Origin of the sequence: Micromonospora sp. NBC_01638 (genome assembly GCF_045209745.1) — a bacterium.
Lineage (GTDB): Bacteria > Actinomycetota > Actinomycetes > Mycobacteriales > Micromonosporaceae > Micromonospora.
This window is the reverse complement of the sequence record NZ_CP109273.1, coordinates 3083497-3103581: the sequence shown is the minus strand read 5'-3', so window position 1 is coordinate 3103581 and position 20085 is coordinate 3083497. Positions and strand designations below refer to the sequence as shown.

The 20085-nt window shown below is 72.5% G+C and carries 16 protein-coding genes; 11 read left to right on the top strand and 5 right to left on the bottom strand.

All coding sequences use genetic code 11. The annotated features are described in order from the left end of the window. Positions 1 to 5 precede the first annotated feature (5 nt). The 9 genes from OG811_RS14760 (at position 6) to OG811_RS14720 (ending at position 10507) form a co-directional block, all read left to right on the top strand. Positions 6 to 1436 (top strand): aldehyde dehydrogenase family protein, encoded by a 1431-nt coding sequence (locus OG811_RS14760; protein ID WP_406074921.1) that lies wholly within the window; start codon positions 6 to 8, stop codon positions 1434 to 1436. After that, positions 1429 to 2253 (top strand): aldehyde dehydrogenase family protein, encoded by an 825-nt coding sequence (locus OG811_RS14755; RefSeq protein ID WP_406074919.1) that lies wholly within the window; start codon positions 1429 to 1431, stop codon positions 2251 to 2253. Before OG811_RS14760 ends, OG811_RS14755 begins: the two co-directional genes overlap by 8 nt. A gap of 179 nt (positions 2254 to 2432) precedes the next feature. Beyond that, on the top strand, positions 2433 to 2903 hold the full coding sequence (locus OG811_RS14750) for a BlaI/MecI/CopY family transcriptional regulator (protein WP_406074918.1): 471 nt from the start codon (positions 2433 to 2435) through the stop codon (positions 2901 to 2903). 10 nt (positions 2904 to 2913) lie between these two features. Further along, entirely contained in the window at positions 2914 to 3819 is a 906-nt protein-coding gene (locus OG811_RS14745; protein ID WP_406074916.1) for a M56 family metallopeptidase, read from the top strand. Positions 3820 to 4017: 198 nt separating this feature from the next. Then, positions 4018 to 5271, top strand: a complete 1254-nt coding sequence (locus tag OG811_RS14740; RefSeq protein ID WP_406074914.1) for a cytochrome ubiquinol oxidase subunit I — start codon at positions 4018 to 4020, stop codon at positions 5269 to 5271. Positions 5272 to 5281: 10 nt separating this feature from the next. Next, a complete protein-coding gene (locus OG811_RS14735) occupies positions 5282 to 6289 on the top strand; it encodes a cytochrome d ubiquinol oxidase subunit II (RefSeq protein ID WP_406074912.1) in 1008 nt (335 codons plus the stop codon). Continuing rightward, positions 6286 to 7962 carry a thiol reductant ABC exporter subunit CydD gene (cydD, locus tag OG811_RS14730; RefSeq protein WP_406074910.1) on the top strand — a complete coding sequence of 559 codons (1677 nt, stop codon included), beginning with the start codon at positions 6286 to 6288 and terminating at the stop codon, positions 7960 to 7962. The genes OG811_RS14735 and cydD overlap by 4 nt, the downstream gene beginning before the upstream one ends. Then, positions 7959 to 9764, top strand: coding sequence for a thiol reductant ABC exporter subunit CydC (gene cydC, locus OG811_RS14725; RefSeq protein WP_406074909.1), 1806 nt, complete (start codon positions 7959 to 7961; stop codon positions 9762 to 9764). Before cydD ends, cydC begins: the two co-directional genes overlap by 4 nt. 68 nt (positions 9765 to 9832) lie before the next feature. Further along, the gene (locus tag OG811_RS14720; protein ID WP_406074907.1) at positions 9833 to 10507 is read left to right on the top strand and encodes a permease prefix domain 1-containing protein; all 675 of its coding nucleotides are present in this window, start codon (positions 9833 to 9835) and stop codon (positions 10505 to 10507) included. A 32-nt stretch (positions 10508 to 10539) separates the two neighbouring features. Here the strand turns inward: OG811_RS14720 and OG811_RS14715 are convergent, their stop codons facing one another. Continuing rightward, positions 10540 to 10881: a PadR family transcriptional regulator gene (locus OG811_RS14715; protein ID WP_406074906.1), complete on the bottom strand. Its 342-nt coding sequence runs from the start codon at positions 10879 to 10881 to the stop codon at positions 10540 to 10542. A gap of 159 nt (positions 10882 to 11040) precedes the next feature. Here OG811_RS14715 and OG811_RS14710 point away from each other — a divergent pair, with 159 nt between their 5' ends. Further along, positions 11041 to 11985, top strand: coding sequence for a DNA primase (locus OG811_RS14710; protein ID WP_406074904.1), 945 nt, complete (start codon positions 11041 to 11043; stop codon positions 11983 to 11985). Between the two features lie 39 nt (positions 11986 to 12024). Next, on the top strand, positions 12025 to 14427 hold the full coding sequence (locus OG811_RS14705; RefSeq protein WP_406075737.1) for a transposase: 2403 nt from the start codon (positions 12025 to 12027) through the stop codon (positions 14425 to 14427). A 274-nt stretch (positions 14428 to 14701) separates the two neighbouring features. On the opposite strand, the gene OG811_RS14700 is transcribed toward OG811_RS14705, so the two are convergent. From OG811_RS14700 to OG811_RS14685, 4 genes are all read right to left on the bottom strand, one after another. Further along, entirely contained in the window at positions 14702 to 15295 is a 594-nt protein-coding gene (locus OG811_RS14700; RefSeq protein WP_007455465.1) for an ATP/GTP-binding protein, read from the bottom strand. Between the two features lies 1 nt (position 15296). Further along, a complete protein-coding gene (locus OG811_RS14695) occupies positions 15297 to 15671 on the bottom strand; it encodes a DUF742 domain-containing protein (RefSeq protein WP_406074903.1) in 375 nt (124 codons plus the stop codon). Between the two features lie 99 nt (positions 15672 to 15770). Further along, positions 15771 to 16175, bottom strand: coding sequence for a roadblock/LC7 domain-containing protein (locus tag OG811_RS14690; RefSeq protein ID WP_030329023.1), 405 nt, complete (start codon positions 16173 to 16175; stop codon positions 15771 to 15773). Beyond that, the gene (locus OG811_RS14685) at positions 16172 to 19762 is read right to left on the bottom strand and encodes a nitrate- and nitrite sensing domain-containing protein (RefSeq protein WP_406074901.1); all 3591 of its coding nucleotides are present in this window, start codon (positions 19760 to 19762) and stop codon (positions 16172 to 16174) included. The genes OG811_RS14690 and OG811_RS14685 overlap by 4 nt, the downstream gene beginning before the upstream one ends. Positions 19763 to 20085 lie beyond the last annotated feature (323 nt).

The window sequence follows — 20085 nt, the reverse complement described above, 5'->3', positions numbered from 1 at the left end:
AGCCGATGTTCGAATACGCCCCCGCCCCCGAGTCCCGCTCGGTGGTGGAAATCAAAAACGCCGCTGGGCTGTATATCGGTGGGGAGTTTGTCGACCCTGCCGACGGTGGCAGCTTCAAGTCGATAAACCCCGCCTCCGAGGAGGTGCTGGCCGAGATCGCCGAGGCCGGTGCGCAAGACGTGGAGCGCGCGGTGCGCGCCGCGCGGAAGGCGTACGACAAGGTCTGGGGTCCGATGCCGGGCCGGGACCGCGCGAAGTACCTCTACCGGATCGCCCGGCTCATCCAGGAGCGCTCCCGCGAGCTGGCCGTCCTCGAATCGCTGGACAACGGCAAGCCGATCAAGGAGTCCCGCGACGTCGACCTGCCCCTGGTCGCCGCGCACTTCTTCTACTACGCGGGATGGGCCGACAAGCTGGGCCATGCCGGCTTCGGGTCGAACCCGCAGCCGATCGGTGTGGCCGCGCAGGTCATCCCATGGAACTTCCCGCTGCTCATGCTGGCCTGGAAGATCGCCCCGGCGCTCGCCGCGGGCAACACGGTGGTGCTGAAGCCCGCCGAGACCACCTCGCTGACCGCGCTGCTGTTCGCCGAGATCTGCCAGCAGGCCGACCTGCCGGCCGGCGTGGTCAACATCATCACCGGTGCCGGCGACACCGGCCGCGCGCTGGTCGAGCACACCGGGGTGGACAAGGTCGCGTTCACCGGCTCCACCGAGGTCGGACGGGCCATCGCCCGATCCGTCGCCGGCACCGGCAAGAAGCTCACCCTGGAGCTGGGCGGCAAGGCCGCCAACATCGTCTTCGACGACGCCCCGATCGACCAGGCCGTCGAGGGCATCGTCAACGGCATCTTCTTCAACCAGGGGCACGTCTGCTGCGCCGGCTCCCGACTGCTGGTCCAGGAGAACGTGGCCGACCGCGTGCTGGAGTCGCTGAAGCGGCGGATGGCCCAGCTCCGGGTGGGCGACCCACTGGACAAGAACACCGACGTCGGCGCGATCAACTCCGCCGCCCAGTTGGAGCGGATCCGCGAACTGTCCGACGCCGGCTCGGCCGAAGGCGCCGAGCGCTGGTCCCCGCCGTGCGAGCTGCCCGAGCGGGGCTTCTGGTTCGCGCCGACCATCTTCACCGGGGTCACCCAGGCACACCGGATCGCCCGCGAGGAGATCTTCGGCCCGGTGCTGTCGGTGCTCACCTTCCGCACCCCGGCCGAGGCCGTGGAGAAGGCCAACAACACGCCGTACGGGCTGTCGGCGGGCATCTGGACCGACAAGGGCTCCCGGATCCTGTGGATGGCCGACCGGCTACGCGCCGGCGTGGTCTGGGCCAACACGTTCAACAAGTTCGACCCCACCTCGCCGTTCGGTGGCTACAAGGAGTCGGGCTACGGTCGCGAGGGCGGCCGACACGGGCTGGAGGGCTACCTCAATGTCTGAGCGGGTCGCGGTACGCAAGACGTACAAGCTCTTCATCGGCGGGAAGTTCCCGCGCAGCGAGTCGGGACGGTCGTATCTCGTGCAGTCCTCGAATGTGTCACTGGCCTCCCGCAAGGACGCCCGGGACGCGGTGGTCGCCGCCCGCGCCGCCGTGCGGGGCTGGGCCGGCGCGACCGCGTACAACCGGGGTCAGATCCTCTACCGCGCCGCCGAGATGCTGGAGGGCCGCCGCGAGCAGTTCGTCGCCCTGGGCGTACCCGGCGATGAGGTGGACGCCGCGGTGGACCGCTGGGTCTGGTACGCCGGCTGGGCCGACAAGCTCGCCCAGGTGTACGGCGGTGCCAACCCGGTCGCCGGCCCGTACTTCAACATCTCCGCGCCCGAGCCGACCGGCGTGGTCGCGGTGGTCGCCCCGGAACGCCCTGCGCTGCTCGGCCTGGTCAGCGTGATCGCCCCGGCGATCGTCACCGGCAACACGGTGGTCGTGGCGGCCTCCCCCACCGAGCCGCTGGCGGCGGTCACGCTGGCCGAGGTGCTGGCCACCTCCGACCTGCCCGGCGGGGTGGTCAACATCCTCACCGGCGCGATCACCGAGACCGCGCCGACGTTGGCGGCGCACATGGACGTCAACGCGATCGACCTGAGCGGGGTGACCGACGCCTCGCTCGCCACCGACCTGGAGATCAAGGCGGCGGAAAACCTCAAGCGGGTGCTCCGACCGGCTCCGGCCGACCGCGACTGGTCCGCCGACCCGGGCCTGGCCCCGATGACCGCGCTGTTGGAGACGAAGACGGTGTGGCACCCCAAGGGGGTGTGATTCTGTTTCCCGGCCTGGGGGTTTTCCGGGGGAGCCCGCCCACTCCGGGCGGTCAGGCTTGATCCCTGCGTGGGCGGGCTCCCCCGGAAAACCCTGACGTGGGCCGGGTTCGTCGGGTGGGTCAGCTCACGGGTGCTGCCTCCTGGGTGGGGGTCTACTACCGGGGGTAGGATTGGTGGGTGACTCGGTTGGGCGATCTTGAGCGTGCGGTGATGGACGTGTTGTGGGACGTGGTCCCCGGCACGTCGGATGGTGTGACCGTGCGCGAGGTGGCCGACGCGCTCGATGGTCGTGAGCTCGCGTACACCACGGTGATGACCGTGCTGGACCGGCTCGCCGGCAAAGGCATGGTGCAACGGGAGCGAGAGGGCCGGGCCTGGCGGTACCGGCCAGCGGCCAGCCGTGAGGCGCACATCGCCCAGCTGATGCTCGACGCCCTCGACCTGGGTGGCAGCCGGGACGCCGCGCTGGTGCGGTTCGCCCGCTCGGTGACCGGCACCGAGGCCGAGGTGCTGCGGGCGGCCCTGGGCAGCGAGGCCGGCCTGACCGGGTCGGGTTCCACCGGCGACGACACGGGCGGGGCCGAGCTGACCGACCGCCTCGACGGGCCGGCGGGCCGGCGACCTGCCGGCGAGGCAGCGGAGCGGTAGGGCGCGCGCCATGGCCTACGCCGTGCACTTCGCCGCCACCATGCTGGCCTGCTATCTGACCGCTCAGGTGCTGGCCCGCTCCACCTGGACGTGGCGCAGCCCTCGGGTGGCGATCATCTGCTGGCAGGCCGTCGGGTTGGCGCTGGGACTCTCCGCGATGGGTCTGCCGATGGCGCTCGGGTTGAGCGCGTACGGCCTGCCGACCGGGAGCGCCCTCCTCGCCCTGGCCAACGACCTCGGCCACGGCACGCTGCCGGTCGGGGTGGGCACCTTCCACCTGGCGGGCGTCGGGGTGGGCTTCGGCATCGGCGCGGTGCTGGTCACCACGACCGTGCGCAGCATCCACGGCACCGTACGCGCCCAGCGCCGGCACCGGGACCTGCTCTCCCTGGTCGCCCGGGACGATCCGGCGGCACCCGGTGCGCTGGTGCTGGATCATCCCAGCGCCGCCGCGTACTGCCTGCCGGGGGTGAAGCCGCAGGTGGTGGTCAGCGCCGGCACGCTGAGCCTGCTGGACGGGGCCGAACTGGCCGCGGTGCTCAGCCACGAGCGCGCGCACGCCCACGAGCGGCACGACCTGGTGCTGCTGCCGTTCACCGCGCTGTGCCGCGCGCTGCCGTGGTTCGGCTGGGTCCGCGACGCGCACGAGCGGGTCGCCCTGCTGGTCGAGATGCGCGCCGACGACAAGGCCCGTGAACTGCACGCGGAGGCACCGCTGGCGGGAGCGCTGCGCCGGTTCGCCGCCGCCGGTCACCGGATCACTCCGGCCGGCGCGCTGGGCATGGGCGACCGTGATCTTGACGTACGGGTGCAGCGTCTGCTGGTCAGCGACCGGCCTCCCCGGGTGCTCGGTGCCACCGCCCTCGCGGTCGCCACCACGCTGGTCGCCCTCCCGGTCACGCTCTTCCTGAGCTGACGCCGGCGCGGCTGAGCCGCAAGGGCGGACACCCCGCCCCTGATCCCCAAGATCGTGCTCGATCCAGGATCGAGGGGCCTCCCATGGCCCGCGAGGCCACTACATCCGTGATCGAGCGCGATCTTCGCCATCTGACACGTAGCCAAGCTACGTGTAGGGTGGCTACTCCAAGGGAGCCAACGCTACGGAGAGCCGGCCATGGACACCCTGCTCCTCGCCCGACTGCAGTTTGCCACCACCACCTCGATCCACTTCCTGTTCGTGGTCGTCACGCTCGGGTTGGTCACCCTGCTGGTCGGGATGCAGACCGCCTGGGTGCTCACCGGCAACCCGAAGTGGGAGCGGCTCACCCGGTACTGGGGCCAGCTTTACGTGATCAACTACGTGCTCGGCATCGCCACCGGCATCGTGATGGAGTTCCAGTTCGGGCTGAACTGGAGCGGCCTGTCGCGCTACGTCGGCAACGTCTTCGGCGCGCCACTGGCCATCGAGACGCTGGTGGCGTTCTTCCTGGAGTCCACGTTCCTCGGGATGTGGATCTTCGGTTGGCACCGGCTCGGCAAGGGTGTCCACCTCGCGCTGCTCTGGGGCGTGGCGATCACCGCGTACGCCTCGGCGTTCTGGATCATGGTGGCCAACTCGTGGCTGCAACACCCGGTCGGGTACGAGGTGCGCGACGGGATCGCCCACCTCACCGACTTCGGCGCGCTGCTCACCAATCCCAGCCTCAACATGGCGTTCGGGCACGTGGTCTCGGCCGCGCTGCTGGTCGGCGGGATGCTGATGGCGGCGGTGAGCGCCTGGCACCTGATCCGGCGTACCCCCGACTTCGCGCTCTTCCGCACCTCGCTGCGGATCGGCCTGGTCACCTCGGCGCTGGCGATCGGCGCGGTGCAGGGCTTCGGCTTCGCCCAGTTCGGCCCGGTCGGCGCGGTGCAGCCGACCAAGTTCGGGGGCCAGAGCCCGGAGGCCCAGGCGCTGATCGCGGAGTGGATCACCCGGTTCGGCCCCGGCGACTACACGCCACCGGTCCTGGCCAGCGTCGGGCTGGGCTTCATGATCCTGATCGGCTTCACCCTCGGTTGCGTCTGGTTGCTGCTCCCCCTGCTCTTCCGGGACTGGATCATCCGGTTGCGCTTCCCGCTCTGGCTGATCCTGCTCGCCCTGCCGCTGCCGTTCGTCGCGGTGATCCTCGGCTGGATCGCCCGGGAGGTCGGCCGCCAACCCTGGGTGGCGTACGGGTTGCTCCCCACCGAGCAGGCGGTCTCACCGGTCGGCGCACCGGTGATGCTCGCCTCGCTGATCGGCTTCAGCCTGCTGCTGGGCACCCTCGCCGTCACCAACTGGGTGCTGCTCGCCCGGCACGCGGCACGCGGCGCGGCCGATCCGGCGCTCGGCCGCCCACCGGCGCCACCCAGCGAGCTGGCCCACCCCGAACCCGCCCTCGTCTGAGGAGAAGACCGTGGACCTCGCCTGGTACGCCCTGCTCGGCCTCTTCTTCGCCGGCTACCTGGTGCTCGCCGGCTACGACTACGGCGTCGGGCTGTTGCTCGCCCGCAGCGGCGGCCCCGCTGGGCGGCGGGAGGCGCTCACCGCGCTCGGCCCGTTCTTCCTCGGCAACGAGGTCTGGCTGGTGGCCGCCATGGGCATCCTCTTCGGCGCGTTCCCGGTGCTGGAGGGCGAGTTGCTCTCCGGCTGCTATCCAGCTGTCGCGGGTGCCCTGGTCGGCGTCATCCTGGTCACCGCGGGGGTGCAACTGCGCAGCCGGCCCACCGACGAGCGGATCCGCGCCCGCTGGGACCGCGTCGTGATGATCGGCAGCGCCCTCGCCGCACTGGGCTGGGGTGTGGTGCTCGCCGCGCTGCTCCAGGGCGTGCCGCTCCAGGCTGACGGGCACGTCGCCGGGGTGTCGCACCTCGCCACCCCGTTCGCAGCCGCCGCCGGGCTGGCCATGGTCACCCTGGTCGCGGTGCACGGCGCGACCTTCCTCACCCTGCGCCTGTCGGCCGACGCCGCCGCCGTGGTCGGCCGCACGGCCCGCCGGCTGGTCCCGGTGGCGCTCACCGCGGTCGCTCTGGCCACCATCGTGGGTCTGCTCTCCTCCCGGGTACGCGACGCTGTCCAGCGGCCGGCGGTGGCCGTACTCCTGCCGGTGCTCCTGGCGGCGGCGCTGCTGGCGGCCCGCGCGGCGCTGGCCTGGCGGCGGCCGGGGTGGGCCCTGGTCGCCACCGGCGCCTCCCTGGCGCTGCCGGTGGCGCTGGTCGGCGCGGCCCTCTGGCCCTACGTGCTGGTGTCCACGACCGACCCGAGCGCCTCGCTGGCCGTGGCCGATGCCGCTGCCAGCGCACCGACGCTGCGGCTACTGGGTTGGCTGACGCTGCCCCTCCTGCCGGTCCTACTAGGCTTTCAGGCGATGTGCTGGTGGGTTTTCCGGGGACGGACCGACGGCAGGGCACCGGTGTACTGGTGAACCGCCGTCCGTTCGACCCCCGTCTGCTGCGCCGGGTCCCTGCGGCCCGGCGCGATCTTGCCGTGCTCACGCTTCTCGGCGTGCTCGCCGCCGGGTTGATCGTGGCGCAGGCCACCGCGCTCGCGGCGGTGCTGGCCACCGCCATCGGCGGTCGGCTGGATCGGCCGGCGCTGGCCGGCTTCGTGGTCGCGGTCGCTGCCCGCTCGGCGCTGGTCTGGGCGCAGGGCACGGTCTCGGCGCGGGTCGCCGCCACGGTCAAGGCCACCCTGCGGGCCGATTTGCTCGGCGCGGTGGGCCGACACGGGCCCGGCTGGGTGGCCGGGCAGCGGGCCGGTGAGGTCGCCACCCTCGTCGGACGCGGGTTGGACGCGCTGGACGCGTACTTCACCGGGTACCTGCCGCAGTTGGTGCTCAGCGTGACGGTGCCGGTGGTGGTGCTGGCCCGGGTCGTCTTCGCCGACTGGAGCTCGGCGGTGATCATCGCGCTGACCCTGCCGCTGATCCCGGTCTTCGGCGCGCTGCTCGGCTGGCAGGCGCAGGCCGCCACCGAACGGCAGTGGCGCCGGCTCTCGCTGCTCGGCGGGCACTTCCTGGACATGGTCGCCGGGTTGCCCACGCTGCGCGCGTTCGGGCGAGCCCGGGCACAGACCGACGTGGTGCGCCGGATGGCCGACGGGCACCGTGTCGCCACCATGAAGACGCTGCGGATCGCGTTCCTCTCCGCGCTGGTGCTGGAGCTGGTCGCCACCCTCTCGGTGGCGCTGGTCGCGGTGCCGGTCGGCATCCGGTTGCTCGGCGGCGGGCTGGCCCTGCAGACCGCGCTGCTGGTGCTGCTGCTCACCCCGGAGGCGTACCTGCCGCTGCGGGCCGCCGGCAGCCGCTTCCACGCCAGCATGGAGGGGCTCGCCGCACTGGACGAGGCGCTGACCGTCTCGGCCGCGCCCACCGCTCCCCGGGCCGCCGAGGGCGCCACCACCCCGGACGCGCGGCGCGAGATCCGCTTCGAGGGGGTGACCGTGGCGTACGAGCGGACCACCGCCCTGCGCGACGTGACCCTGACCATCCGGCCCGGCGAACGGATCGCCATCATCGGGCCCAGCGGCGCCGGCAAGAGCACCCTGCTCGGCCTGCTGCTCGGCTTCGTGACCCCGACCAGCGGCCGGGTCACCGTGGACGGGGTCGACCTCGCGACCGCCGACCCGGACGCCTGGCGCCGGCAGCTCGCCTGGGTGCCGCAACGGGCCCACCTCTTCGCCGCCTCGCTGGCCGACAACATCCGGCTCGGCGCACCGGCCACCCCGGCCGACGCACTCGCCGCCGCGGTGCACGACGCCGCCCTGGACGACGTGGTGGCCGGCCTGCCGGACGGTTTGGACACCCTGCTCGGCGAACGCGGCCACGGACTGTCCAGCGGGCAGCGACAGCGGGTGGCGCTGGCCCGGGCATTCCTGCGGGCCGCACCGGTGGTGCTGCTCGACGAACCCACCGCCCGACTGGACACCGCGGCCGAGGCGGTGGTGCTCGATGCCACCCGCCGTCTGGTCGCCGGACGGACCGCGCTGCTGGTCGCGCACCGACCGGCGCTGCTCGCGGATGCCGACCGGATCCTGCGTGTCGAGGACGGTCGAGTCACCGAGCTGACGCCCGAGCCGACCGGGAAGGCGACCGGATGAGCGCGGCACACGAGCCGGACCGGGTGGGCGCGGAGCCCGTCGCCGACGTGAAGCAAGCCGGGCGGGCCGACGCCGAGCGGGCCGTGCTGCGGCTGGCCCGGCCCTACCTGAGCCGCCTGGTCGGCGCCGGCCTGCTCGCCGCCGCCACCGAGTTTGCCGGGCTCGCCCTGATGGCCACCGCCACCTGGCTGTTGATGAGCGCCGCCGGCCAGCCTCCGCTGGACCGGCTCACCGTGGCGATCGTCGCGGTCCGGGCGCTGGCGATCAGCCGGGGCGTGTTCCGCTACACCGAACGGCTCGCCGGGCACGACGCGGTGCTTCGCATGATCACCGACGTGCGGGCCCGGGTCTTCGCCACCCTCGCGGCCCGCCGCAGCACCGTGTACCGCTCGGGGGACGTGCTGAGCCGGCTGGTCTCCGACGTCGAGGCGGTCCAGGACCTGCTGCTGCGGGTGCTGGTCCCGGGCTCGGCGGCGGCCCTGGTCGGTGTGCTGGCGGTCGCCGTGGCGGCGCTGATCTCACCGTTGGCCGCCGGCGCGCTCGCCGTCGGCCTGCTGGTCGCCGGGGTGGCCCTGCCCGCGCTTGCCACTGCGGTCACTCGCCGCAGCGCGGCCGAGGTGGCCCCACTGCGCGGAGCACTGGCCACCGACGCGATCGACCTCACCCACGGCGCCGCCGACCTGGCCGCGTTCGGGGCGACCGACGTCACGCTGCGCGCCGCCGAGCAGCGTGCCCGTCGGCTGGCCCGACTGGAACGTCGGCTGGCCGCCACCGGGTTCGCGGTGGACGCTGCCGGGGTGCTGACCGCCGGGCTGACCGCTGCGGCGGTGGTGCTGGCCGCGCTGGCCGCCGACGTGCCGGGGGTGCTGGTGGGCGTCCTGGCCGTCGGCGCACTGGCCGCCGTCGAGGTGGCTCTGGCGCTGGTCGGGGCGGCCCGGCAGTGGACCCAACTGCGGCCCGGCCTGGCCCGGGTGGCCGCCCTGCTCGATGCCGGCACGCCGACTCCGCCGCCCACGGACGGCGGGACCGACCTGGGCGGCCCGCACGACCTGCGCTTCGCCGACGTGACCGTACGGTACCGCGCCGGCGCGGCGCCCGCCCTGGACGGCGTCAGCCTGGACCTGCCGGCCGGGCGGAGGATCGCGGTGGTCGGCCCGAGCGGCGCCGGCAAGAGCACCCTGGCCGCCGTGCTGACGGGCGCCGTCCGGCCCGTGTCCGGCCGGGTCACCCTGAACGGTCAAGACCTGTCGGCGTACGCCGAGGAGGCGCTGCCCCGCGCGGTCGGCGGGCTGCTCGCCGAGGCGTACGTCTTCCATGCCACGGTGCGGGAGAACCTGCTGCTCGGGCGTGCCGGGGCAGGCGAGGAGGAGCTGACCGCGGCCACCGCCGCCGCCGGCCTGCTGGAATGGGTACGCGCCCAGCCCGCCGGCTGGGACACGCTGGTCGGCGAGGAGGGCGGGCAGCTCTCCGGCGGCCAGCGGCAGCGGCTGGCGCTCGCCCGGGCCCTGCTCGCCGCGCCACCGGTGCTGGTGCTCGATGAGCCCACGGAAGGGCTGGACCCGACCGCCGCGGACGCGGTGCTCGCGTCCGCCCTCGCCGCCACTCCCGCCGGGCACTCGGTGCTGCTGATCAGCCACCGGCTCAGCGGACTGGCCGAGCTGGACGAGATCGTCGTCCTCGACGGCGGCCGGGTGATCCAGCGCGGTCGGCACGCCGAACTGGTTGCCGTCTCCGGCTGGTACCGGGACCAGTGGCTGCTCCAGGCGGCGGCCGAACGGGGTTACCTGGCGCTCGTCCCCTGACCGGGCTCGGGGGCGGACCAGGGTTCTCCCGGACGTCGGCGCCCTGGAGTCCGTGGCAGGGTGGTGCCATGCCGCGCTGTGAGGACGTGTTGGTCGACGAGCACCTGCGGGAGTTGGCCGCCCACCTGCAGGGGCCGGCACGACTCAAGTCCGACCTGCTGACCGAGGCCCGGCACGGCCTGTTGGACGCCGTCGAGGCGTACCGCGAGAGCGGCGTGTCGCCCACGGAGGCGCAGCGCCGTGCGGTGATCGAGTTCGGCTCGCCGGCGCAGTTGCTCCCCTCCTGGCAGGCCGAGCTGGCGGTGGGCGCCCTGCGTGGGCTCTCCCTGCGGATGCTGGCGATCGCCGGGGTGGGGGTGGCCGCCGGCGACCTGACCTGGCGGGGGTCGAGCTGGAGCAGCGGGCCACGCCCCCCGGCCGGCTACCTGCTGCTCTCCAACTCGGTCGACTGGATCTGGCTGGGTGCGTTGCTGCTCGCGGTGGCCGGTCTGCTGGTGGTCGCGGCGAGCGCGCGTTCGCCACGGCCGGGCGTGGCCCTGGCGCAACGCGTGGTGGGCACCGGCCTGACCGGCATGCTGGCCCTCGCCATGGTTGCCGGCTGCGCCCTCTTCACCTGGTCACTCAATCTCTGGGACGCGGCGCTGAGCTGGCCACCGATGATCATCGGTGCGGTGCTGGTGGGCGGTGCGTACTTCTCGCTGGTACGCGCGGCGCGCGGCTGGCTGGTCGCCGCGGCCCGCTGACCCGCTGACCCGCGCAACGGTCGGCGGGAGGGTCAGGCCGGGCTCGTGGGTGGGCTGCCGGGGTCGAGGAACCGGCCGACGGTCAGTTGGAACTCGTGCCAACCGGCGCGCTCCCCGGCCAGCGCCCGCCGGCCCGAGTCGGTGAGCTGGTATGTCCGCCGCTCCCGGCCGTTGACCGTGCTCCAGGTGCTCGCCACGTGCCCGGCGCGTTCGAGGCGGCGTAGCGCCGGGTAGACGGTGCCGGTGGGCAGATCCAGGTTGCCGTCGCTGCGCGCGCGGAGCGCCTCAATGATGGCGTAGCCGTGCAGCGCGCCCTGTTCGAGCACGGCGAGCAGCAGAGCGTCGAGATGGCCGTGCAACTCCTGGGCCTTCATGCGTAGCTACGCTACCTGTTGAACTGTCGATTCGCCACCGACGGCCACCAGCAGGTCGCACCCGTACGCCAGTCGGCCACCGGGGTGCGGGCATCGGTCACCCAGGGCTGCCGACTAGGGTGTGTGCCCAGAGTCACTCGCCGATCAGAGACCCGGCGGGTGGGCAACCCGAAGCACACGGAGGTCAGCGTGGCCCGCCAGTCGCCCCAACGGCCCGATGCCGACGAGCCCGAGCTCGACGACACCACCAGCGCGGTCGAGCCAGATGAGACCGACCGTCCGTCGGCTTCGGTCGACCGTTCGCTCTGGGACGAGCTGCGCATCGATCCGGTGGAGATCGCGCTGCCCGCCGGCACCGGCTTCACGCTGCGGGCGTACCGGCCGGCCAGCTCGCTGACCCCGACCGACGTGACCGAGCGCGACCAGGACGACCCGTTCCTCGCCCGCCGTCAGGTGGTCGAGGACGAGGACGACGAGACCGTCGTCATCCTCGACGAGGACCTGGCCGACGAGTTCGCCGACGAGGACGAGTCGACGCGCCACCGCCGCGATGGTGCCGCCGACACCGACACCGACACCGACGAGGCGGACGACGACGTCACGGACGAGGCAGACGACGAGGAGGTGCCGGTCTTCCTCAGCAACCGGGGCAAACTGCTGCTGTTCAAGACCCCCGAGTCGTTGGTCAGTTTCATCCGGTCCGGCGCGCCCAACGATCTGTCCCAACTGGACAGCTGGAATGAATTGTCCGAACGGGTGGAGCCGGCAGATATCGCGCCGCTCGACGAGGACACCTACGAACTCGACCTGGTCGTGGAGAACCTGCGCGGCGGGCACGACACGTGGGATTCGACACTGTTGATTGAAGCCGGCGAGGCCGCTCGTGACCTTTCGTACGCATTGCGGCTGCCTGCGGTACTCGACATGCTCTCCGCCGGCTCCAGCCTCGACGACCTGGACGAGGCGCTGCGTGCCACCGCCAACGGTGGGATCGGTGCTTTCCTCGGTCGGCGGCGGCTGAAGAAGATCGGAGCGCAGACCGCGAGTTTGGGTTGGCGCACCATTGTCGGCAAGATCTCTGCGGTGGTGGACTGGCGCGACTGACCCGTACCGGGGAGCATCAGTTGCTGGCAGAGGAAAGACCTGTCCCGGGAGGAGGGCGACGCCGTGGCGCTCGTGCGCGTTTACTGCGGTCTGGCCTCGGCGGATCCGGCTGACCGACCGGCCTCCGCCGGCTCGACGCTGACGTCCGCTGTGGTCGATGACGCAGGCCGTCTGCTGCATGTCTGCGAGATCAGCGACGACGCCGCTGGCTACGCCCAGCTCGTCGCGCTGCTCGTGGAGCGGTCGGGCGGGCCGAGCGGTGCGGCCATCGCCGCCGACAGCGACGACCACACGGTCATCTCGCTGCTGAGCGCGGCGGGTCGACCCCTGGCGATCGCCGACGACGACTCGGTGGACGACTTCGCCGAGCGGTTCGCCGATGACGACTCCCTGGAGGAGATGCAGTCACCTCCGGCCGAACGACGGGCCGTCGGCCTGGCCCGTGCGTTGCAGGCAGGCGCGCTCTCCGCGGTCACCCTGCCGGCACCCCGGGACCTCGCCGGCTACAAGCAGGTGCTCGCCGCGCACGCCGCTCTGGCCAGCGGTCGACACTCTGCGGCCGTGGCGCTGCGCGAGGTTCTGCGTGAGCTCTACCCGGCGGCCCTGCGCGCATACCCGGATCCGGCCGAGCCGGTCTCTCTGGCAGTGCTGGACGCCCTGCCCGAGCCGGGCATGCTCGGCGGCACCGTCGCCCGGGGCCGCGAGGTGTCGGTCGCGGCGGATGCCATCGCCGCGCACCTCGCCGCCGACGGGGTCGCCGACGCCGAAGAGATCAACGAAGCGGTCACTGCCCTGCGGGTGGCCATCTCCGAGACGCCGCGCCGCGCCGCGGTCAACCGGGCGCTCACGTCCGCGGTGGCCGAGACGGTCCGCCAGGCCGTCGCCGCCGTACGCGCCTGCGACGCGGGGTGTGAGGCACTGGTCAGCGCGCTCGGCTCACGGGTCGGCACGCCTGCCCAGGCACCCGGCCGCCGTGCCGCTGCCCGCCGTGGCGAGTCGGTCGGCGAGCTGACCGGTCTGGCCGGCACCGGTGCCGGGATGCGGCCGGTCCGGCCCACCCCGGCCGCTGCCGAGCCCGCACCCGCCCTCGGGCGGCGCAGCCGCCCCGAGCCGGTCCCGGGTAACGCACCGCTGGCCTCGCCCCGTCCACTCGGGCCACCTCCGGTCGCCCCGGCTCCGGTCACGCCGCCGCCGATCGCACCCGCGCCGATGGCCCCGGCAGCGATGGCTGGTCCGCCAGCGTCCACGCTGCCCGGGCGCGAGCCGCTCCCCAGCCGGATCGACGGTCCGACCAACCGACCGGTCTCCTCGCCGCCGCCTCCGCCGCCCGGGATCACCCCGATCGCACCGGCACAGCGCGGCATGGTGCCTCCGGCCGAGGCCGGTGAGCCGTTCCGGCCGACGCTGACCACCGCCGCGATCAACAACGCGCGGGCCGAACGGCAGCGCACGGTCATTCCGCCCCGCCCCAAGACCAACGGCGAGCCTCGGTCGAGCCAAGTGCAACGCTCGGTCGACGAGCCGTCCACGGGCGGGTTCAGCGCCACTGATCTCAGTATTCCGGTGCCGACCCCCCGGCCTGGTCAGGAGTCCGCGCCCCCGGGCTCCCGGGCCAACTGGCCGCTGGTCAACATCCCGGAGGACCCGGCCGACAGTTCGCCGAACAACCCGGTGGCCTACCCGTACGGTGGCGGTCGCGGCATCGACGCTCCGACCGACCCGGGCCGGGCCGACGGTCGGGTCACCCCGCCCTGGTTGGCGGACGACCTGCCGCAGGAACCCCCCATGCTGAGGCTGGTGGAGCCGCCGCCACTGGCCGACCGGGCGCTGCGCGGGGGGCTCACCCCGCCCGCGGATCCGCACCTCGAGACGCCGCCGCTGCGGTTGGTCGACCGGGAGCAGGCCGCTCGCAACGGCCGGGCTGCCGCTCGCGCCGCCGAGCACCGACCGCCACCCCCGGTGGAGCACCGACCGCCGCCGGTCGAGCACCGACCGCCGCCGGTCGCCGACGAGGGTGACGGCGATCTGCTGATCTTCGCGCAGGCCAAGTCCGCCTGGTTCGTCGGGCAGGCCGAGGAGTCCGACCTGGACTGGTCGACCACGGCCGACACCGGCTGGCAGGCCGCAGAGCAGGCCGCCCGCCCCGCCGTGGGCGCCGAGACCAACGCCGGGCTGCCGAAGCGCGTGCCAAAGGCCAACCTGGTCCCTGGTTCCCCGCTGCACGAGGAGCGCCCACTGCGCATAGTGCGTGATGCGGCGAGCCTCGCGGAGAACACCACCGGCTACTTCCGCGGCTGGCGTCGCGGACAGGAGATCGGCGGGTTCGCGGTGGGTGGTCGTCCCGGTCGCGAGGCAGCCGGTGGCTGGGACTTCAGCCGCGACCACGGGGACCGCGACGACGATCGGGAGTACGAGTACCGCTCCGCCGGTTACCAGTCCTGACCGTCGCCCCTCTTCCATACGCGATCGCGCCCCCAGTCAGCTGGCTGGGGGCGCGATCGCGTCAACAGGAATGAACCCCGGACACGGCAACGCCGCCTCTCGGAGATCTCGGAAGAGGAACGCCCCGGGATGGGAGGCAGACAGCTTCCAGAGTCTCAGAAGGCGGCGTGGCGGCACACCGGTCGTCGCAGCGACGAGCCCGGGCGGTGGCCGACAGGGCAGCATGTTGCGCCCGGTGGCAGCCGCGGCCACCACCGGGCGTGACGCGCCCCGATCAGGCCGGGGCGACGGCGCGCGTACGGCGCATGGTGAGCACGTACTCGACCAGCGAGATCAGCACGTGCTTCGTCGACTCCCGGTTACGGGCGTCGCAGGCCACCACCGGCACGTCGCTTGAGATCGCCAAGGCGTCCCGAACGTCCTGCGGGTCGTGGTACTGCATCCCGTCGAAGCAGTTGATCGCCACCAGGTACGGCAGGCGTCGGTGCTCGAAGAAATCGATCGCCGCGAAGCAGTCGGCCAGCCGGCGGGTGTCCACCAGCACGACCGCACCGATCGCGCCCCGCACCAGTTCGTCCCACATGAACCAGAAACGGGTCTGACCCGGCGTACCGAACAGGTACAGGATCAGGTCACGGTCGATCGAGATCCGGCCGAAGTCCATGGCCACCGTGGTCGTCGTCTTGCCCGGCACCTGCCGGGTGTCGTCGACGCCCACGCCAGCGGAGGTCATGATGGCCTCGGTGGTCAGCGGCGTGATCTCCGAGACCGAGCCGACCAGCGTTGTCTTACCGACGCCGAATCCACCGGCGATAACGATCTTCGCCGACGTCACGCGGCCGCTCGGGTTCGGCGGGCGGTGCGACATGTCAGAGCCTGCGAAGTCCACTCAGCACCCTCTCCAGCAGTTCAGTGCCCACCGCGTCGTCGGAGTCGTCCAGGATGGTCGGCTCGTGGACCGCGACCAGGCCGTCGGTCGCCATGTCGGCGATGAGCACCCGGGCCACACCGAGCGGTAGCTGCATCCGCGCCGCGATCTCCGCGAGCGATTGGACGCGTCCGTCACACAGCGCGGCGATGTACTGGTGTTCGCGGCCACCACCGTTGCCATGGGCAGCGGTCCGGCCGCGCACCGTCGTCTCGACGAGCGCCTCCAGCGCGATGTCGAGCCGGGGACGGGTACGACCACGGGTCACGGCGTATGGACGGACCAACGCTCCGGTCGGTTCGTCACGATCGGCCATCTCGCCGCTCACCTCCTTCGTACCCCGTTACCGGCTCCCACCGGTGAAGCCCGTCGTTGTCGTCGTTGCAGTCTTGCCGACCTCACGATCGGCGACGCGTCAGCCCAGCATGCCCGCAGCCGCACGCGGCTGCGGGGTCAGTGCGTCGCCCACCCGGTCGACCAGCAGCGCCATCTCGTAGCCGACCTGGCCTACGTCGGAGCTGCGGGCAGCCAGCACGGCGAAGGACGAGCCGTCCGAGATGGACATCAGGAACAGGAAGCCATTGTCCATCTCCACGACGGTCTGCAGCACCGCGCCTCCCTCGAAGCAGCGAGCTGCCCCCTGGGTCAGGCTGACCAGACCCGATGAGATCGCGGCCAGCTGGTCGGCCCGGTCGCGCGGCAGATCCCGTGACGACGCGAGGAGCAGGCCGTCCGCCGAAACGGCGACCGCGTGCGCGACACCGGGCACCCGGTCGGCGAAGTTGGCCAGCAGCCAACCAAGATCCTGTGTAGTTGTCATCCTTCTTGCTCCTTCTGCCCGCTCCCGGCCACCGGGCCTGAGCCAGACTGCGAGGATTGCCCTCCCGAAGTTGCCTCCGGGCTGGTCGGGGTGTCCGAGGTGCTACGCCCTCGCTGCACGCCCCGGTGGTAGGCGGAGAGCAGGCCACGGACCGCCTCCGGGGAACGACGCTGGACCGAGGTGGTGGGCTTCTCCACCGCACCCGGCACCAACTGCGCCATCGGCTTGCGCTTTGGCAGGCCGGTAGTGGTGGTTTCGCTCACCGGCGCCGCGCCAGCCGCCGCCGAGGCGGCACGCCAGCCGTCGTCAGCTGCGGTCTGCCAGCCGTTGGTCTGCGGTTGGGGCCGGCGGTTCGGCAGGCTCTCGGCGAGGCTGGGGCGGGCACCCTCGTTCGCTGTGGAGCCGTTGTCCCGCGGCGCTCCTCCGACTGTCGGAGTGTCTGCCATCGGTGTGTTACCTGTCGTCCCGGGTGGTGTCTTGTGGACTGCCCGACCGGTGGCCTCGACCGTGGCGAACTGCTGGGTCGCGGTGTCGCCGTTCGTCGCCGGCTCGGCACCGGCCGCAGCCTCCTCCGAGCCCGGGCGTCGGGTCCGGAACCAGGCCGACTCGAGCTCCCGGAAGATCGGCAGCTCCATCGTCTCGTCCGCGTACCGCTGGCGGTTCTGCGCCTGCGGTTGCTGCGGCGCCGGCTGATTCTGCGGAGCTTGCGCCGGGACCGGGACTGGGGCTGGGGCTGGTGCCGGCTGCCGTGCGGCGGCCGGCTGCTCGCCGGGTCGCGGCACGCGCGGCAGCTCCGTCGTCATGTCCAGAGCGGCGGCGAGCCGCTCAGGCACCGGCGGGGTCGACGCGTCCCGGTCGGCGCCCGGCACCGGCGGCCAGGCCGGCGGTGCGGGCGCGCTGGGCGCCTGCGCGGGCGGGGCGGATCGAGGTGCGAACCCGCTGAACGACTGCCCGGACGATGCGGGCGGCGCAGAGTACGGCTGCCCCGAGTAGGGCTGACCGGACGCTGGCGACGCCGACACCGGCGCACCGCCGTACGGCTGCCCGGAAGCCGGGGCGGCGGACACCGGCGCACCGCCGTACGGCGCGCCCGAGTACGGCTGCCCGGAGTACGGCTGCCCGGAAGCCGGAGAGGCGGAGACCGGCGCGCCGGAGTAGGGCTGCGCGGAGACCGGCGGTGCCGAATACGGATGCGCCTCGGGGCTGCTCGGCAACTGCCGGGGAATGGACGGCTGCTGGCCGGTGGTCGGGGTGTCGTCCCCGGCACGCCGCTGCGGCAGCGGGTCGATCGGCGGGCCGTTGGCGGGCCGCGGGGTGAACCCGTCGCCGCCGTTGACGCCGTTCGTCTCGGCCGCGCCGGTCAGGTCGGACCAGGCCGGCATCGAGCGGTACGCACCGGTGTTGGCGGGCGTGCCGGCACCGTTGCGCGATGCGGGGTCGAACGGACGACCGCCGAGGGTGACCTGGTTGCCGGACTCGCTCGGGCGAGGGCCGTTGCCCAGCGCGGGCAGCGCGCCGAAGGCCGGTGCGGGTCCACCGTGCTGGGGGCCGCCGGCCGCCGGCAGGGCCGGGGGCTGCTGCACCCGGCCGGAGAGCGCCCGGGGCACCAGCACCGAGGTGGGCAGGGTCACGTCGGCGACCGTGCCGCGGTCGGAGCCGGGGCGCAGCTCGACGCGGACACCATGCCGGGATGCCAGCCGCGCGACCACGACCAGGCCCATCATCCGGGACACGGCCACGTCCACCTGCGGCGGCGTCGCGAGCCGCTCGTTGAGGTCATGCAACTGCTCGTTGCTGATGCCGATACCGCGGTCCTCGACGTAGAGCGAGGAGCGGTCGCCGACCCGGCGGGCCTCGACCATCACCTGCGAGTCGGGCGGCGAGAACGCGGTGGCGTTGTCGAACAGCTCGGCGACGAGGTGCACCAGGTCGTTGACCGCGTGCGCGGCGACCTCGATGTCACGGTCGATGACACCGAACTCGATCCGGGTGTAGTGCTCGACCTCGGACTGCGCGGCGCGCAGCACGTCGATGAGGGCGGCCGGCTCACGCTGCACACGGGTGGAGTCGGCACCGGCGAGCACCAGCAGGTTCTCGTCGTTGCGGCGCATCCGGGTGGCGAGGTGGTCGAGCTGGAACAGCTCGGCCAGCCGGTCCGGGTCTTCCTCGCCGCGCTCCAGCCGGTCGAGGTGCCCGATGAGGCGGTCGACCAGGATCTGCGAACGACGGGCCAGGTTGACGAACATGGTCGCGACGGAGGCGCGCAGTGCCGCCTGCTCGGCGGCCGTGCGGACGGCTTCCAGGTGGACGGCGTTGAATGCCTCGGTCACCTGGCCGAACTCGTCCTTGCTGCGAACCGGCAGCGGCTCGGCGATCTGGTTGGCCAGCTGCACCGGGGAGAGCTGCCCGACGACCTGCGGGTCACGCAGTCGAGCCACGGCCTGGGGCAGGCCGTACTGGGCGACGGAGAGCGCACCCTGCCGCAACTCACGCAGTGAACGGGCCATCGAGCGGGCGACCAGGTACGCGAAGAGGATGGCCAGCAGCAGCATGCTGAGCAGCAGGCCGGTCTCCAGGAACACCTGGCGCTGGACGTCCGCGCGGAGGTTGTCGGCTTCGGCGACCACTTCGCCGTCGAGCTTCTTCTCGACGGTGCGGATCAGCTTGGCGTTGGCCGTCATGGCGGCCTCCCACTGGTCCGGCCCGAACGGCGCACCGCGCATGTCGCCGGTGGTGTTGCCGTCGATCCAGCCGGTGTAGTTCTGCGCCTCCCGGCGGTCGCCGCCCGCGACCGTCTGGTCGTGGAACTTCGCGTCGTCCGGGGTGGCGACGGCCTTGAAGCTCTGCAGCGCCTGCTGCTGGCCGGTGCCACTGGCGATGTAGTCGGTGCGCAGCGCCGGAGTCAGGCGTTTGCCACCCTTGACACCCAGCGCGCGGTGCACCACGACCCGGCGTGCGGCGAGGAACTCCTTCTCCCGGGCGACCGCCGCGGCGGCGCGCATCCGGTCGCTCAGGTCGTTGTCGCCGGCGAGCTGCGTGGCCGAGTCACGGATGGCGAGCAGGTCACTGATCAGACCCTCGTACGCCTGGACGGTCTCGGTGAGCGCGAGCTTGCCGTTGAACACCTGACTGCGGATGCCCGACAGGTCCCGCAGGTTCTGGTCGATGCCGTCGAGCAGCGTCTCCAGGCTGCTCGGCAGGTCCTCGACTTGGGCCCGCTGCTGCCGGTAGGGGCGCATCTCCTGGTCCACCCGGGTGTTCACCCGGTTGTATGCCTCCTGGTACTGCGCCGTCGGCTGCGTCCCGTCCGCCCCCAGCAGCAGCACGGCGGCGGTCCGCTCGTCCTGCAGTGTGTCGACCAGGCTGCCTGAATAGCTCGACAGGTTGGCCAGGTCGCCGGCTCGGTTGGCATTGTTGAGCGTCTCCACGTGGTCGACAAGACCACTGGTACCCACCACGACCGTGGCGATGGTCGGCACGATCATGATGAGACCGAGCTTGGACCAGATCGGCATGTCCCGGAGCCGGCTGGCCGGCCGGCGCAGCCGCGACAGGAGGGAGCCCGCCGTCTGTGGCCGTTTGCTCACGTCACCGCCCTCGCGATTACAGCTTCAACGCGTTGCCCCGGGCAACGCTCAGCGACCGACCCGGCGGGTCGGACCCCCGAGATTCCATCACGCCGGTCCGTAAGAAGAAAGCCCAGGTTGTCACCTGCCCAAGGTGTGATGAGATGTTGATGCGATTTGATAGCAGTCCGTCTGGCCGGAGTAACTGAAGGTAATGGAATATCCGCACCGCGTTGTCCTGCTCGCCGGCCCTTCCGGCTCCGGAAAGTCGTACATAGCGCAGCAAACCGGGTTGCCGGTGCTCTGCTTGGACGACTTCTACAAAGACGGTGATGACCCTACGT

Excerpts from the sequence above, each read along its gene's own strand:
- OG811_RS14700 (WP_007455465.1), bottom strand. The coding sequence starts at position 15,295 with ATGTCGCACCGCCCGCCGAACCCGAGCGGCCGCGTGACGTCGGCGAAG.
- OG811_RS14715 (WP_406074906.1), bottom strand. The coding sequence starts at position 10,881 with ATGAAGGCCCAGGAGTTGCACGGCCATCTCGACGCTCTGCTGCTCGCC.
- OG811_RS14760 (WP_406074921.1), top strand. The coding sequence starts at position 6 with ATGTTCGAATACGCCCCCGCCCCCGAGTCCCGCTCGGTGGTGGAAATC.
- OG811_RS14690 (WP_030329023.1), bottom strand. The coding sequence starts at position 16,175 with ATGACAACTACACAGGATCTTGGTTGGCTGCTGGCCAACTTCGCCGAC.
- OG811_RS14740 (WP_406074914.1), top strand. The coding sequence starts at position 4,018 with ATGGACACCCTGCTCCTCGCCCGACTGCAGTTTGCCACCACCACCTCG.
- OG811_RS14720 (WP_406074907.1), top strand. The coding sequence starts at position 9,833 with ATGCCGCGCTGTGAGGACGTGTTGGTCGACGAGCACCTGCGGGAGTTG.
- OG811_RS14745 (WP_406074916.1), top strand. The coding sequence starts at position 2,914 with ATGGCCTACGCCGTGCACTTCGCCGCCACCATGCTGGCCTGCTATCTG.
- cydC (WP_406074909.1), top strand. The coding sequence starts at position 7,959 with ATGAGCGCGGCACACGAGCCGGACCGGGTGGGCGCGGAGCCCGTCGCC.
- OG811_RS14695 (WP_406074903.1), bottom strand. The coding sequence starts at position 15,671 with ATGGCCGATCGTGACGAACCGACCGGAGCGTTGGTCCGTCCATACGCC.
- OG811_RS14755 (WP_406074919.1), top strand. The coding sequence starts at position 1,429 with ATGTCTGAGCGGGTCGCGGTACGCAAGACGTACAAGCTCTTCATCGGC.